The following is a 13,961-nucleotide window of genomic DNA, read 5'->3' as shown; positions in this document are numbered from 1 at the left end:
GAAGAACCAGCTAAAGTTGAAACTCCAGTGGTAACTGAAGAGCCAGCTAAAGTTGAAACTCCAGTGGTAACTGAAGAGCCAGCTAAAGTTGAAACTCCAGTGGTAACTGAAGAGCCAGCTAAAGTTGAAACTCCAGTAGTAACTGAAGAGCCAGCTAAAGTTGAAACTCCAGTGGTAACTGAAGAGCCAACTAAAGTTGAAGCGCCAGTGGTAACTGAAGAGCCAGCTAAAGTTGAAACTCCAGTAGTAACTGCAGCACCACATGTTAAAACAGCGATAGCTCAAGGGTCAGCAAGTGCGCCAATGGCACAGCCTACCCCTGTAGCTGATAGCGAAGTAAAACATACATCTGTTGCTATGGCTCACGATAAACGTGAACTAGTGCCAGACAGTGGTTTACGTGCGGGTTCAATCAAACCTGCTGGTCGTGCAAGTTCTACAATGACTAAAACAATGAGTGTTGATTAACAATACTCATTAAAAAGCCCCGCTAGTTAATTATTAACTAGCGGGGCTTTTTTGTACCTGTAACTTTATATCAATCGCATTAGTCTTGTTCTTTTTCCATGAAGCGTTGTAACTGATCTTTTAAATTTGGCGGAATGCCTTTGATCACTAAGGTATCGGTTGCTTCATTATAAGTAACACGTTCACCTAAGTGTTTACGCTCAAAGCTCACACTTACACCGCCACCTAAACCGGAGAACTTAACCATACTTGCCACTGTTTTTTTATCAACGGGGAATGACTCTTCTAAATCGTAACTTTGCTCTTTGCAAAAGCTGTCAAACGGACTGTCATCGCCTTTTGTAAGTGTTGCCGAAAGCTCACTTACGTTGGCATCTTCACCTGTCGTTACACAATCATTACAGTAATCAAATACTTGTTTACGTAAATCATCTTTTTCTGATTTATCAAATTGTTGCTCTGATAAGTAATCCTCTACAGCACTGAGCATTACTTGGCTTTGTTGTTTAGGATCAATACCTTCTTCACAGCCTAAAAAGTCTAAGAAGAAATCGGCAACTTTGCGCCCTGCGCGGCCTTTAATAAATGAAATATAACGATTGTCTTGCGCTTGGGTGTCCCAAGCGGTTAAATCGATTCGTGCCGCTAATTGCATACGCGAAATATCTAAATGACGTGACGATGCTAAATCAAGCTCAGAAGTAATTGAGTAATGCTCTTTAATATTAATCATCGCAATCAGCATGTAGTCTGTGGCCACATACTGATAATGACAAAACACTAAATAACCTGTTTCATTAAATGCGTATTTATCAAGTTCCTCTTTTAACACACTCGATGCTTGATCTGTCATATGCCAAAAGCCAAGTTCGTTGTTACGGTAACTTTGCATTGCCGATGCAACTACGCTGTTTTTATCGCCACTAAAAGCGCAAAAGCCTTTACCTGGCTTACCATTATATGCATGATGCAATTGCTCAATAAACACAGCTACTTTATCGTTGATTAGCATTTCATCATTACGTAAATGAATTTGAGTATCGCCGTCTTTTTTGTCTACATAATGAACGACTAGTTTTTTAACGTCTGTTGCCATCTTTGTTTTTCACGCCTCTGGTGTTAAAATGTGAGAATATAACTATTAAATTGAACCAACTGATGCCAATCTTATCAAAATACTCTAATGAACAAGTAGAACAAATCGTCGATCAGCTTATTGATGTGTTAACTCAACACAATGCGCCGGTTGATTTGAGTCTTATGTGTTTAGGAAATTCTATCACGCATATCTTAAAAGAGCATGTACCAACAGGGAAAAGACAAGCCGTTACCGAGAACTTTGCTAAAGCTCTCGCACAGTCGGTTAAATAAACTCTATGAATTTATCGCAGCACAATCAGTTTTCATCAAAAGCGAGTCAATTACTAAGTTGGGGGCATTGGTTTACCTTTGCCAATATTGGCTTAGCGCTCTTAATTAGCTTAAGCTACTTGTTTGCCGACTCGCCACCTACAAGCTTTATGGGTATTACTTATATGCTAGTTACTTGGCTTAGCCATACTAGCTTTATTGCCTTTTTAGCGTTTGTGCTGACGGTATTTCCGCTCAGTTTAGTTTTTCCATACCCTCGCCATATTCGCGGTATGGCTGCAGTTATTGCTACCTTTGGCGCCTCTTTACTCACACTTGATGCTTATGTTTATTTTAATTTAGGTTATCACTTAAGTAGTTCTGCTTTACCTGAGATCATTTCGCTTTTATGGCACCGCTTAAACAGCTCACCCGCTTTAACAACTATTTTAGCCGGTGGCATAGTTTTAGTTATTTTAGGTTTTCAGTTAACGGTCAGTAATTTTACTTGGCAAAATTTAGCGCGTTTAAAGCAGCTCAAGTTTGCTCGCTACGCGAGTTCATTTTTAGTGATTTGTTTTGCTTTAAGTCATAGTATTCATATTTGGGCAGACGCTAATTTAAAGTTTGATGTAACTAAACAAGATAACTTTTTACCACTCTCTTACCCTACAACGGCTAAAAGTTTATTAGCTAAAAATGATCTACTAGACATAGAAAGCTATAAACAAGCGCATAATGTGCAAATTAATCAACAAAACATTAGCTACCAATTGCCTACTCCGCTGACAAAATGCGAAGATTACACACCGGCTAAAATTGATATTTTTGTATTTGAAACAGCGCAGCAGCTTGCTCAATTTGCCAGTAATAAAAACTTGTATAGCACTAAGCAGTTTTTACAACCAACCGATCATAACGATATGCTCTTTAGTTTAGTTTATGGTTTACCAGCATTTTATAAATCTACAATTATAAATGAGCAAACATTACCCGCATGGCAAAGCCAACGTCGCAGTGTTGAAGTAACGGGTATTGCAGCGTTAAATTTTATTAACGATCAAACCCACACTAATAGTGCAATTAGAATTATTAAAGGCACTGATGATTTAGCACCTCGCGATAAAAATACTCATGTTTATGCTTTTAGTTTGGCTGATAATAATAAAGAGGTGGTAATTACCTCAACGCTTTATAGTTCAGATAAACGGATCACTCGCGTTAATGGCCTTATTCAACCTAGCGATATAATAGCGACCGCTGTTGGGCAGTATTTAAACTGCAACGCTATTGCTGAGCAAACTATGCTTGGTGTTAACTTACACCAGAAAAAAGATAATATGGGTGTTAATTATTCTCAAGGCGTGGTTATAGCGTATAAAAAGGATAGAATTACCTTAATTGATCCTGATGGCGACTTTAAAAATATTTCTGCCGCCGAAGGATTTTCTATTGAGCAAGGCTTAGACATTCCATTTTTAGTTCACAGTATCAAAAAGTTAAAAACCTTTACTCAATAAGGCTATTATTAACCTAGCTTGCTATACCGCCAAGCTAGGTTATAGTTTTACTTTAACGTTATTAATTTAACGCAGTAAAACACTCTTAGGGATAGCCAATATGATTAAGCTGTACTGTATTTTTATTTTCCTCTTGCTTACAACCTTAAGCTTTAACAGTTTCAGTGCAACCAGTTACTACAAGTGTGTTACACAAGAAGGCACCACCTTTTCTCAATTCCCGTGCGATAACAACGCCACCGTATACAAAGTTAACACCATAATAAATCAGCAAGTAGGCCCTAAAGTAGATTACACCAAGCAATTAAACGAACTGGAGCGCGAAAGCTTACTAGCAGGCTTACAGGCAGAGCTGCGCAGTAATCAACATAAGTTAGCAATATTAGATCGTAAAAAAGACCAAGCTGATTATAAACAGCAACAGCGCCTTAACCATATTTTAGCCAAGGAAGATAAAAAACGTATTGCCGCCGATATTGCTAAAAAACAAAAAGTAATTAACAAAAACTATAAAGCACAAATTAATATGGTAAAAAAGCGCATTAATAAATTACAAAAAAAAATAGACAACTATCAGTAACCTTTATCTCATGAATAAATAACATCTTAATTTAGCTTGGTTTTAAATCGAGAATAACATACTCTTAACAATGATAGAGTATAAGCTCTAGCGTCTAATAAGGAGTAATGATGCAGCCTCGTCATATTGCTGAATTAATTTTAACGGGCTTTAAAAAGCACTACCTGTTATTTCAAAAAACCACGGCAAAAGCACCGCTGGCGTTTGCTAAAAGAGACTGGCAAGCAATTAATGATATAAGCCGATTACGTATTAGCCATTATGATGATCGGGTTAACGAAACCACCGCCACACTTCGACAACAACAAACCGAACAACTCGACGAACAGCTGTGGCTAGAAGTAAAAAAGCTCTATCAACATTTTTTATGTTTTCATCCTCAAGCTGAGCTTGCCGAAACTTTTTATAACTCGGTATTTTGCCGCCTGTATCATCGCCGTTATTTTCATAACGACTTTATTTTTGTAGAAGCCACTCTAAAAGATGCGCCTGCAGTGCCAGTAGAAGCTGAGTATCGCAGCTATTTTCCTGTGGTTGACGGCCTAAAGCCCACAATTAAACAGATCATTAATCACTTTGATTTTAAAGCCCCCTTTGTAAACTTAGAACGAGACATACGACTGCTGGTAAAAGCATTTTATAAACAAGCGCCCGATACGCACCATAAAGCCTGGCAAATGCGCTTTGATATACTGCACACTCCATTTTACCGTAACAAAGCCGCCTATATTGTAGGGCGAGTGGTATCGCAAAGCGGCGTACAGCCGTTTATTATTGCAGTACTGCACCATGAAGATAAAGGCTTGTACCTAGACGCACTACTGACTAAATCGTCGCAAATGCGAGTTATTTTTGGCTTTGCGCGTGCCTACTTTATGGTAGAAACCCATGCGCCTTGCGCATTAGTCCGATTTTTAAACCAGTTAATGCCCAATAAAACCATAGCTGAGCTCTACAACGCTATTGGCTTTCATAAACAAGGTAAAACCGAGTTTTACCGTGAGTTTTTAAATCATTTAACTCACTCTAATGACGAATTTACTATCGCCCCTGGTACACCAGGCATGGTGATGATGGTATTTACTCTGCCCTCATTCGGCTATGTATTTAAAATTATTAAAGATAAATTTGGCGAAAGTAAACCTTTTGGTCGTGATACCGTGTTAAAGCGCTATCAGTTGGTAAAGAAACACGATCGGGTTGGCCGCATGGCCGACACCATAGAGTATTCTAACGTCGTATTTCCTTTAGCGCGGTTTGATAGTAACTTGTTGCAGCAGTTACACCAAACCATTGGCTCATCCATGGTAATTGAAGGCGACTGGCTTATTATCAAACATTTATATATTGAGCGACGCATGACACCGCTTAATCTATTTTTAGAAAATGCCGATGATGCCAGTGCCGCCGACGCGATTGAAGAGTATGGCCAGGCACTAAAAGAAATGATTGCTGTTAATATATTTCCCGGCGACATGCTGTTAAAAAACTTTGGTGTTAGTAAACACAAACGTATTATTTTTTATGATTACGATGAAGTGCAATATTTAACCGACATGAATTTTAGAGCACTGCCTAAAGCAAAAACGTATGACGACTACTTAATGGATGAGCAAAGCTATTCGGTTGCACCGCAAGATGTATTTCCTGAGCAACTTTGCACCTTTGTAATGCCTAACCCAATCTACAAGCAGTTTTTAATGAGCACACATCCAGAGCTTATTGATGTTAACTTTTGGAAGCAAGCACAGCAAAATATTAAAAATGGTCAGGTTAGTCATATTTATCCATACCCGACAGCACAACGTTTTATCCATCACTGGTAAAGCGTTAAGGACACACAATGAATATAAGTAAAATAGATTTAAATTTACTGGTTTATCTCGATACTTTATTGCGCGAATGTAATGTTACCCGCGCAGCAAACCGGTTAAGTATTACTCAACCTGCCATGAGCAATGGCTTAAAGCGCCTTCGTAACTTATTTAACGATCCTATTTTAGTACGCACCAGCGATGGCATGGTACCCACAGAGCGCGCGTTAGAGTTACAACCCGTTATTCGCGGAATATTAATGACCCTAGAGGAAACACTTGCGCCTAATCGTGAGTTTGAAGCAAGCCAAAGTAAACGCGTATTTAGAATAATGGCCAGTGACTATGCGGCCAGTACCTTAGCGCCCAAGCTATTAAGTAAATTACACGCAGAAGCCCCCGACACCACCTTAGATATACTCACCCCTAGTGATGTGACCTTTCATGATGTGGAAAATGGCAAAGTGGATATGGCAATCAATCGCTTTGAAAACCTACCGCAATCGTTTCATCATAAGCGCATTTGGAAAGACAGTTTTTGCTGTTTAGTTAAATCCGATAACCCGATTATTGACAATTTTAGCCTAGAGAGCTACTTAAAAGCACGCCATATTTGGGTAAGTAAAACCGGTTTTGGTGTAGGCGTAGGAATGGATCCTAAAGATGTGCAAAAACTCGGCTGGGTTGATGAAGCACTCGCTCATTTTGGTAAACACCGTAATATTGCCACCTTTACCCGTAACTACCATGTGGCAGTACATTTAGCCAAAGTACAAAACTTAATAGCAACATTGCCCTCCAAAGCAGCTAACATTTATATAGACGATCCTAGTCTTAAAATATTAGAACCTCCTTTTCCTATTCCACCGTTTGAGTTAGATATGATTTGGAGCCCGCTGTTACATCGCGATGCTAGTCATATTTGGTTACGTCAAAAAGTAGCCGAAGTTGCTGAAGAACTTAAGTAATACCGTTACAAAAGCTTTGTAAAATTTGCTTACTTAATCTAACAAGTAAGCAAACATCATCCTAAAAATATATTTATACCAATAAAAACAAATGATTACGAAAGTATTTATAGTGGAACAACCTTTGCTTTTATATAAATGAACATTTAATTTCATTTATAAGAGAGGTCATTATGAACACCCATCAAAGTAATGAAGTAAATCATATTTCTGACATCATCCAAGTAATGAATAGTGGTATAGATTTTTACGAAAAAGCCCAACAGAACGTAAAAGATCCCGCTGTTGCCGCCCTTTTCCAGCGCATGATTGATGCACGTAAGGTAACCGTTGAACGCTTACAACCTTTTGCTGTTAATGAACAAGGCGAACGTGAGGATGGCTCATCATTTGCGGTAGAAGCGCGCCGTGCTTACACTGCGCTTATCACTAAATTTAGCAGCAATAACGACGATACGTATATTAAAGAGCTAGAAGAAGTTGAGGATAAAACCCTCGAAGAAATTAAAGATGCAATGAAAAAACCACAACCCGCAGACTGCGAAGCTGTACTAGCTAAAGCATTACTAACAATGCAAAGCTGTCATGCTGAAATGAGCCGAATGAAAAAGCAGTAAGTAGCCTAAATTCTGGATAATAACTCTACCTAAAGCTGAGTTCAGGTTAAACAATTAAAAAAGCCCAGCATTCTTAAATGCTGGGCTTTATATTAAGTATAAAAATGGGAGTATCTATAATTAAAAGCGGTATTCTGCACCTAGGTAGTAATACGCACCGTTAAAGCCAAATGGGGCTGAACGGCGAGAGTATTTAAATACCCCTGGGCTGCTTACAATGGTATTGCCTTGGGCATCTACAATAGTACCAGTACGTGAATTACCTATGGTATTTTCATCTGGGTACACATCAAATAAGTTATTTGCGCCAATATTTACCGATAAGTTCTCAGTTATAAAGTAATTTACTTTAACATCAGTTAATATTTCGGCACCGTAAGTCTGGCGGCCGCCATCTTCTACTGTGTACTCACCAAAGCGATTAAGTGACAAATTAACTGTCCAGTCATCACGTTGATAAAGCGCACTTAAGTTAATGCGATCCTCTGGTTGCCATTCTTCAATAATCGAAATTTCTTGGTCAGAGAACACGTCCTCAACCGGTACTGTTTCTAAACCTGAACCTGCCGGGGTAAATAACGACACCACATCGGTTTTAGTAAAGTTAGCTGCTAAGGTAAAATCAAGCGTACCGCCTAACCCTTCAGTGTTCCAGGTAGCAACAAAGTCAATACCTTGCGTTTCTGTATCAGCACCATTTAAAAAGAACTGACCCGCACCAGCACCTGAGCTTATTAATGCAGCGTCAAGACTTGGCGACAACCCTTTATCTAAACGATTACTGATAACTATACGATCGTCTATATCAATTGAGTAATAATCGAGCGTTACGTTAATGTTGTCTGTTACGTTATACACTATACCTAAGCTGCGGTTTTGCGACTTTTCTTCTGTTAATTTTGGAATACCTAAGCTTTGCGCTAATGTTGAGTCGTTTCTAAAAGTACCGACTTCTTCGGCAACTAAGTTGCCAGTAACATCATCAACAACAAACTGAGTACTGATATTATTAAAATACAGCTGCTGCATTGACGGCGCTCTAAAACCTGAGCTTAATGCACCACGCAGTGATATATCGTCAGTAATCGACCAGTTACCCGCTAGTTTAAAGTTAACCGTATCACCAAAGCCTTTATAATTATCGTAGCGCAGTGCGCCCGATAAAATAACGTCTTCAATAATATAGGTTTCAGCATCAAGGTAGAACGAAATCACATCGCGCGACTCATCAACCGATGACATTGGCGATGAACCACCAAAACCTTGCGTACCGCCCGAAGCATCTTCGCTGCCAACACCACCGCTTAAACCGTCGTATATACTTACGCCGTTATTAGTGTCGTAATCTCGGTATGCGTATTCGCTGCCTTCTAAAATGCGATACTCATCGGTGCGAATTTCTGCGCCCATAGCGAGTGAGTAATCATCAAAATTTTGAGTAAAATCTAAATTAAGCGTTTGTAGCGATAATTCCATACCGTAAGCATAGGCTTCACGCGGAATAGTGGCGCGAATATCAGCAGCACTTAAGCCTTGGTCGTAGCGTAAAAAGTTAGCGTACGAGGCGTTAATTGTGTTACTGGTAGTGTAATCAATACTGTTTTCACCATAGGTGTACGATAAGTCTAAGCTAGCATCGTTATCAAATTGCGTTTTGTAACCAAAGTTATACGAAATATCGTCGATAGTAGTGTTAATTTTTGGCAAAAAGCCAGCCTGAATTGTCGCATCGTTATCTTGTAAAACCGTATTACCGCCACCGTTGGCATTGTGCCTGAAAAACGCTGCCGACTCGTTATCGCGCGTTGAATAAGTAATAAAACCGTATAGTTCGCCATCACCTAACTCATAACCTGTGCTTACAATTAAGCCAAATTGTTGTGAGTCGGCATCGCCTATTCTAAAGGTATCTCTGTCGGCTGTTAGCTCTCGCGGATCGCCCGCTACTAAAGTGCCGTCATCAAGTGTTGTACAACCATTAAATTGGCAAGAGCCATGTAAACCGGCACGGTTAGTTGGCGCACGATCACGGTAGTTAAGTGTAGTATTTACGTAACCTTTATCACCTAAAGCAAAACCCTTATTAAAATCAAGGTTTATCGTTTCACCATCGCCTTCTGAATATTGGCCATAGTTAATTGCGGCTTTACCACCTTCGCTACCATCTTTGAGTACTATATTAATAACACCCGCTATGGCATCTGAGCCATATTGCGCTGCAGCACCGTCACGCAGTACTTCAATGCGCTTAATTGCCGACGCCGGAATAGCATTCATATCGGTACCCGCTGTACCACGACCTACCGAAGTATTAATATGAATAATACTGGCTTGGTGGCGGCGCTTACCGTTAATAAGTACTAATGTTTGATCTGGGCCTAAGCCACGCAGTGTTGCTGGGCGAAGGGCGTCGGTGCCATCACTAATTGACGAGCTTGAAAAGTTAAACGAAGGCGCGATTGACTGCAGCATTCTGCCCACTTCTGTTTGCCCTGTATTCTCTAGTGCTTCTGCACTTAAAATATCAACCGGAACAGGTAAATCTTCAACTGAACGACCTGCTACACGACTCCCGACAATGGCAATTTTTTCTATTTTTTCTTGGGCAACATCTTCAGCAGCATTAACGCCCTGAGTGTTTGCAGCAAGTAATGCAGGCAATATTGCTGCACTAACGCCTGAAAGCTTCATCATGTTGTTATTTTTCCTATTGATTTGTTTGAGTTTTATACTCAGTAAACCATTTTGATCAACAACCGCATCGAGCTTAGTGTCACCTAACAGTGCCTCCAGTGCATCTAATTGGGTATAAAAACCATAAAGCGAATTTGCATTATATTGTTTAGCTAACTCATAAGAAAACACCACGGTTTGCTCAGTTTGCTTAGCAAATTCTATTAAAGCTTTGTCTGCTCGCTGCGCTTTTATATCAAATTGCACCATTTGCCCGGTAGTTACTGTGGCTAAAACATTCAAGCTAAAAAAAGCCGATGCAAGCACACTCAAACTACACAATAAATGCGTTTGGTTACTGCGCAACTTATATAAACAGTTGGCAAACAAAAATCCTCTATAGGTTTCATTCTTTTTATTAATATATTTTTTACTTTGCATGTTCATAATTGCAACTTAATTCAACATTAGCATGATTTTAGGCGCTGCTATTTATGACTTAGTTTGACGTTTAAGGCTAACTACGTGCTCACCTAAGCGTTCGTGATCAATCGAAAAATTTGTTTTTAAACTTTCAAGTAGCCCAGCAACATCACCCGCTTTAAATACCCCTGCAACTTTAATATTCGCAAGCTCTGCCGATGAAAGCTCAAACCGAGTAGCGGTATAACGGCTAACTTCATTTAAGGCATCGCTTAATTGTTCTCCGTTAAAAATTAGCATGCCATTTTGCCACGCTAAATCTCGTTGCACATCGTCAGCAGAGAGGCGTTTAATAGGCGCTGTAACACTTTTTTCTATAATTGCTTTTTCGCCTGAGAGCACAATATTTGCGTTTATTTTTCTAATTTTTTGGGTGCTGTTATCGGCTAGTTGATACGCTTTAAAATCGTTAGCATCAACAGCTACACTCGGATCAGTGATCATCACTTTTCCTTCGGTTACCACTAATTCTAAATGAGATGAGGTATTGCGCTGCACATTAAATACAGTACCTAATGCTGTAAAGCTTTTATCACCTGCCATCACACTAAATGGCCGCGTAGCATCTTTAGCAACATTAAAACGCCCTTCCCCTCTACTCAGTAATAACTGTCTGCGCCCTTTACTATAGGCAACCTCTAATAGGCTGTTGGTATTAAGTTGCACTATGGTGCCATCGGGCAGTACGTAAGTGGCTTGCTCTCCCACTTTGGTTTTATAAATTTTAGTATAATTAACTTTCGCTAGGGCTTGGTTATAACCAGTCTCTAAATTAACCAATAAGTAACTGCAAATCATTAACGCAGCAAATAAGCTGGCCGCGATACCATACGAAAACACCCATTTACTTTTTTCCTCGGTATTGTTTTTATGCGGAAATAAAGTGCTTAACTCGTTTAATACACTCAGTTCGTCCCACAACTTAGCGAGTTCGTAAACGGCGTCTTGGTGTGCATTACTTTGCAGCATCCATAATTTAAATTGCTCTTTTTCAACCTTGTTTAAACCGCGATCTATCGCGCTTATCCAATTAGCTGCTGTTTCTAAAATTAAATCTTTTGGTGTAAATTGATGAATATTACTCATTTTGCCACACTCACTATAGTTGGCTTTTGAGCAGCGGTGTCGTGCTTTTTATACTGCTCATTTTCATCCTGAGAATGCTCTCGCATGTATAGCATGGTTTGTAGTAACCCTTTTGCAATATGTTTTTCTACTGTGCTTTGACTTAACTGTAGTTGCTGGGCAATTTCTTTTTGGCTCATACCGTACACTTTTTTTAATATAAAACACTTACGAACCGTCAAGCTTAGTTGCTCTGTTGCCCGACAAAACAATAAAAAACGCTCTTTCGAGGTGTACTCGTCCTCTAGTTGTATTGATTTAAGTAATTTTGGTAATTCATGATCATCACAAAGGGAGTCGCTAAATTTATTATCCCATTTAGCTATATGATTAAGGGCAAGGTGTTTAGCTGTTTTAAGCATATAGCTACGCGTAAATTGAATATCTTGTTTCAAATCAGCCTCGTAACTTTTAATAAAGGTTTCTTGCACTATATCTTCTACGTCGTCTGGTAACACTATTCGTGAAACAAAGCGGCGTAAATGAGTCGATAACTCTGTAAATGTAGTGGCTAATTTGAGTCCTCGCGCCATCCTTAACTTCATCCCTTATTATTGTATAAATCTAGGTTTGTTAAGATGACTAATTTTAACGTTAATTACAAGGCAAATTGTTAATCTGCAGTTATTTTTTCGTTGCGTTAAAAGTCTCTTTATATGTTATTAAAACGGTAATAAACCTGCATTTTGACCTAAGTCATGCTTTAGCTAAATAACGTATTAGCAAGTTCGTGATGCAACAACTAAAAAGCTATACGCTTGAATGTAAGTAACCTAAGGGAGTTTTGTGGTGTTTAATAAAACAAGGTTAAGTGTTTCTGTACTATTAGCAACAAGTGGATTACTTGTTATTAGTGCACCGGTGAGCGCATCGCAAACCACGTTATCGAGCCAAGTATTTGCTAATTTTAGTAATATTCAAATTGACGATCAGCACCAAGATATCGAAGATTGGCAACTTGATGTAAAACGCTTTTATCTTAATTTAGATCATCAATTTAATGATGACTGGTCATTAACAGTGACCACAGATGTGCAGTGGCAACGCCAGCAAGACCCTACCGACATTTGGTTTCGTCATGCTTATATAAAACGCAATTTTAATCAAGGAAGTACGCTTAAAATTGGTGTTGCTGAACTGCCATGGATTGATTACATCGCACGCCGTGTGGGGTATCGTTATGTTGATCCGAGCTTAACGCCAAAAAACAAATTAGCCGGTCCAACCGATTTAGGTATTCATTATGGCCATAAATCGGCGCACTTTTCGTATGCTGTATCGGCTATTACTGGGGGTGGTTTTCAAAAGCCAACTGTGGGCGATCGAATTGATTTAGAAGTATCGGCTGTGTGGCATATAAATAAACAATTTGATTTTGCTTTAGGTGCCTATCAAGGTACACGCGCACTTGATAAAGACGAGGCCGAGAAAAATCATACTGCAGAGCGTTTCAATGCAGCGCTAAGTTACCTGCATCAAGGGGTACGTTTTGGCGTTGAATATGTATATAACAACAACTGGAACCAAGTTAACAAAATACCCAATAATGCGCCGCAAGCTCGGTTAAATTACTTGGCATACCCTGTTTATTTATATAGGTAGGCGCTGCACATAACACACGGCTATTATTGACTATTTTACGCGACAACATGCCAGAGTCGTTTAACTGCCCTACTCTTATAGCCACATCTTGAGCATCATCAACCACATTAATAAAGTGGTCCGTAATTAAAAAGTCGAGTTTTAATTGAGGATATTCACTTTCAAACTCGCTGAGCTTAGGCATAACATACTTAGAAAAAATCCACGGTGGCATAGTTACCCTTAGCAACCCACTCACAGTTGAGCTGCGAGCACCTATACTATGCTCTGCATCGTGCAGTGCCTCAATAATAGCGCCCACACGCGTGTAAAACACCTCTCCTGCAGGCGATAAACGTACTCGTCGACTATCCCTAAAGACTAAAACAGTAGACAACTCTCGCTCTAATTTACTAAGGCGATGGCTCACTGTTGCTGGCGATAAACCTTGCTCGCGCGCAGCGGCAAGTACACCTTTATTCTCTACTACGGCTATAAAAGTTTCTAAATCACTTATGTTATACATAAAAAGCTACTTTGGGTTTTCAATGTTTAATATTTTCGAATGAAGCTTTCACTTTTGCAATCTATATTTAAATAACTAAAACTATATAATCTAACGTAACTTAATTATTGAGGTTATATATGAGTTTAAAAGTAAGCGCGCAATTAAACCCACATACCAATATTAATGCTACCTATGCATAATTTACTCAGCATATTAACCTGAGGTAATTATGAATAAACAGCAAAAAATAAAACACTGGCAAGGCATTTTTGAG

The 13,961-nt window shown here is 39.2% G+C and carries 11 protein-coding genes and 2 pseudogenes; 8 read left to right on the top strand and 5 right to left on the bottom strand.

What is annotated here, in order from left to right; translation table 11 throughout:
- A pseudogene (locus H5058_RS17495) lies at positions 1 to 468 on the top strand (ribonuclease E); the annotation flags it as partial.
- A gap of 79 nt (positions 469 to 547) precedes the next feature.
- On the opposite strand, the gene yejK reads toward H5058_RS17495, so the two are convergent.
- Positions 548 to 1,564: a nucleoid-associated protein YejK gene (gene yejK, locus H5058_RS17490; RefSeq protein WP_011328492.1), complete on the bottom strand. Its 1,017-nt coding sequence runs from the start codon at positions 1,562 to 1,564 to the stop codon at positions 548 to 550.
- A 62-nt stretch (positions 1,565 to 1,626) separates the two neighbouring features.
- On the opposite strand from yejK, the gene H5058_RS17485 reads away from it, so the two are divergent.
- The 6 genes from H5058_RS17485 to H5058_RS17460 all read left to right on the top strand — a co-directional run bounded on the left by H5058_RS17485 (position 1,627) and on the right by H5058_RS17460 (position 7,317).
- Entirely contained in the window at positions 1,627 to 1,839 is a 213-nt protein-coding gene (locus H5058_RS17485) for a DUF1414 domain-containing protein (protein ID WP_011328493.1), read from the top strand.
- Between the two features lie 5 nt (positions 1,840 to 1,844).
- A complete protein-coding gene (locus tag H5058_RS17480; protein WP_182679242.1) occupies positions 1,845 to 3,338 on the top strand; it encodes a DUF3413 domain-containing protein in 1,494 nt (497 codons plus the stop codon).
- Between the two features lie 100 nt (positions 3,339 to 3,438).
- The gene (locus H5058_RS17475) at positions 3,439 to 3,918 is read left to right on the top strand and encodes a hypothetical protein (RefSeq protein ID WP_089368448.1); all 480 of its coding nucleotides are present in this window, start codon (positions 3,439 to 3,441) and stop codon (positions 3,916 to 3,918) included.
- A 110-nt stretch (positions 3,919 to 4,028) separates the two neighbouring features.
- Positions 4,029 to 5,744, top strand: a complete 1,716-nt coding sequence (aceK, locus tag H5058_RS17470) for a bifunctional isocitrate dehydrogenase kinase/phosphatase (RefSeq protein ID WP_182679246.1) — start codon at positions 4,029 to 4,031, stop codon at positions 5,742 to 5,744.
- Between the two features lie 17 nt (positions 5,745 to 5,761).
- A complete protein-coding gene (locus H5058_RS17465; RefSeq protein ID WP_011328497.1) occupies positions 5,762 to 6,700 on the top strand; it encodes a LysR family transcriptional regulator in 939 nt (312 codons plus the stop codon).
- A 173-nt stretch (positions 6,701 to 6,873) separates the two neighbouring features.
- Complete coding sequence (locus H5058_RS17460) at positions 6,874 to 7,317, top strand: PA2169 family four-helix-bundle protein (protein ID WP_011328498.1); 444 nt, start codon at positions 6,874 to 6,876, stop codon at positions 7,315 to 7,317.
- A gap of 120 nt (positions 7,318 to 7,437) precedes the next feature.
- Here the strand turns inward: H5058_RS17460 and H5058_RS17455 are convergent, their stop codons facing one another.
- From H5058_RS17455 to H5058_RS17445, 3 genes are read right to left on the bottom strand one after another with little or no spacing between them, the layout of a single operon-like run.
- A complete protein-coding gene (locus H5058_RS17455) occupies positions 7,438 to 10,437 on the bottom strand; it encodes a TonB-dependent siderophore receptor (RefSeq protein WP_259398648.1) in 3,000 nt (999 codons plus the stop codon).
- Positions 10,438 to 10,482: 45 nt separating this feature from the next.
- Positions 10,483 to 11,559 carry a FecR family protein gene (locus H5058_RS17450; RefSeq protein WP_011328500.1) on the bottom strand — a complete coding sequence of 359 codons (1,077 nt, stop codon included), beginning with the start codon at positions 11,557 to 11,559 and terminating at the stop codon, positions 10,483 to 10,485.
- Positions 11,556 to 12,131, bottom strand: coding sequence for an RNA polymerase sigma factor (locus H5058_RS17445; protein WP_011328501.1), 576 nt, complete (start codon positions 12,129 to 12,131; stop codon positions 11,556 to 11,558). Before H5058_RS17445 ends, H5058_RS17450 begins: the two co-directional genes overlap by 4 nt.
- Positions 12,132 to 12,387: 256 nt before the next feature.
- Here H5058_RS17445 and H5058_RS17440 point away from each other — a divergent pair, with 256 nt between their 5' ends.
- Positions 12,388 to 13,200: a hypothetical protein gene (locus tag H5058_RS17440; protein ID WP_182679240.1), complete on the top strand. Its 813-nt coding sequence runs from the start codon at positions 12,388 to 12,390 to the stop codon at positions 13,198 to 13,200.
- Here H5058_RS17440 and H5058_RS17435 read toward each other — a convergent pair.
- A pseudogene (locus tag H5058_RS17435) lies at positions 13,136 to 13,705 on the bottom strand (LysR family transcriptional regulator); the annotation flags it as partial. The gene H5058_RS17440 and the pseudogene H5058_RS17435 sit on opposite strands and share 65 nt — an antisense overlap.
- Between the last annotated feature and the right edge of the window lie 256 nt (positions 13,706 to 13,961).

The organism is Pseudoalteromonas sp. SR45-4, assembly GCF_014163535.1.
Classification (GTDB): Bacteria; Pseudomonadota; Gammaproteobacteria; order Enterobacterales; family Alteromonadaceae; genus Pseudoalteromonas; species Pseudoalteromonas nigrifaciens.
The sequence above is the reverse complement of the archived record's forward strand: the minus strand, read 5'-3'. Positions and strand labels throughout refer to the sequence as shown.

Excerpts from the sequence above, each read along its gene's own strand:
- yejK (WP_011328492.1), bottom strand. The coding sequence starts at position 1,564 with ATGGCAACAGACGTTAAAAAACTAGTCGTTCATTATGTAGACAAAAAA.
- H5058_RS17485 (WP_011328493.1), top strand. The coding sequence starts at position 1,627 with ATGCCAATCTTATCAAAATACTCTAATGAACAAGTAGAACAAATCGTC.
- H5058_RS17480 (WP_182679242.1), top strand. The coding sequence starts at position 1,845 with ATGAATTTATCGCAGCACAATCAGTTTTCATCAAAAGCGAGTCAATTA.
- H5058_RS17475 (WP_089368448.1), top strand. The coding sequence starts at position 3,439 with ATGATTAAGCTGTACTGTATTTTTATTTTCCTCTTGCTTACAACCTTA.
- aceK (WP_182679246.1), top strand. The coding sequence starts at position 4,029 with ATGCAGCCTCGTCATATTGCTGAATTAATTTTAACGGGCTTTAAAAAG.
- H5058_RS17465 (WP_011328497.1), top strand. The coding sequence starts at position 5,762 with ATGAATATAAGTAAAATAGATTTAAATTTACTGGTTTATCTCGATACT.
- H5058_RS17460 (WP_011328498.1), top strand. The coding sequence starts at position 6,874 with ATGAACACCCATCAAAGTAATGAAGTAAATCATATTTCTGACATCATC.
- H5058_RS17455 (WP_259398648.1), bottom strand. The coding sequence starts at position 10,437 with ATGAACATGCAAAGTAAAAAATATATTAATAAAAAGAATGAAACCTAT.
- H5058_RS17450 (WP_011328500.1), bottom strand. The coding sequence starts at position 11,559 with ATGAGTAATATTCATCAATTTACACCAAAAGATTTAATTTTAGAAACA.
- H5058_RS17445 (WP_011328501.1), bottom strand. The coding sequence starts at position 12,131 with ATGGCGCGAGGACTCAAATTAGCCACTACATTTACAGAGTTATCGACT.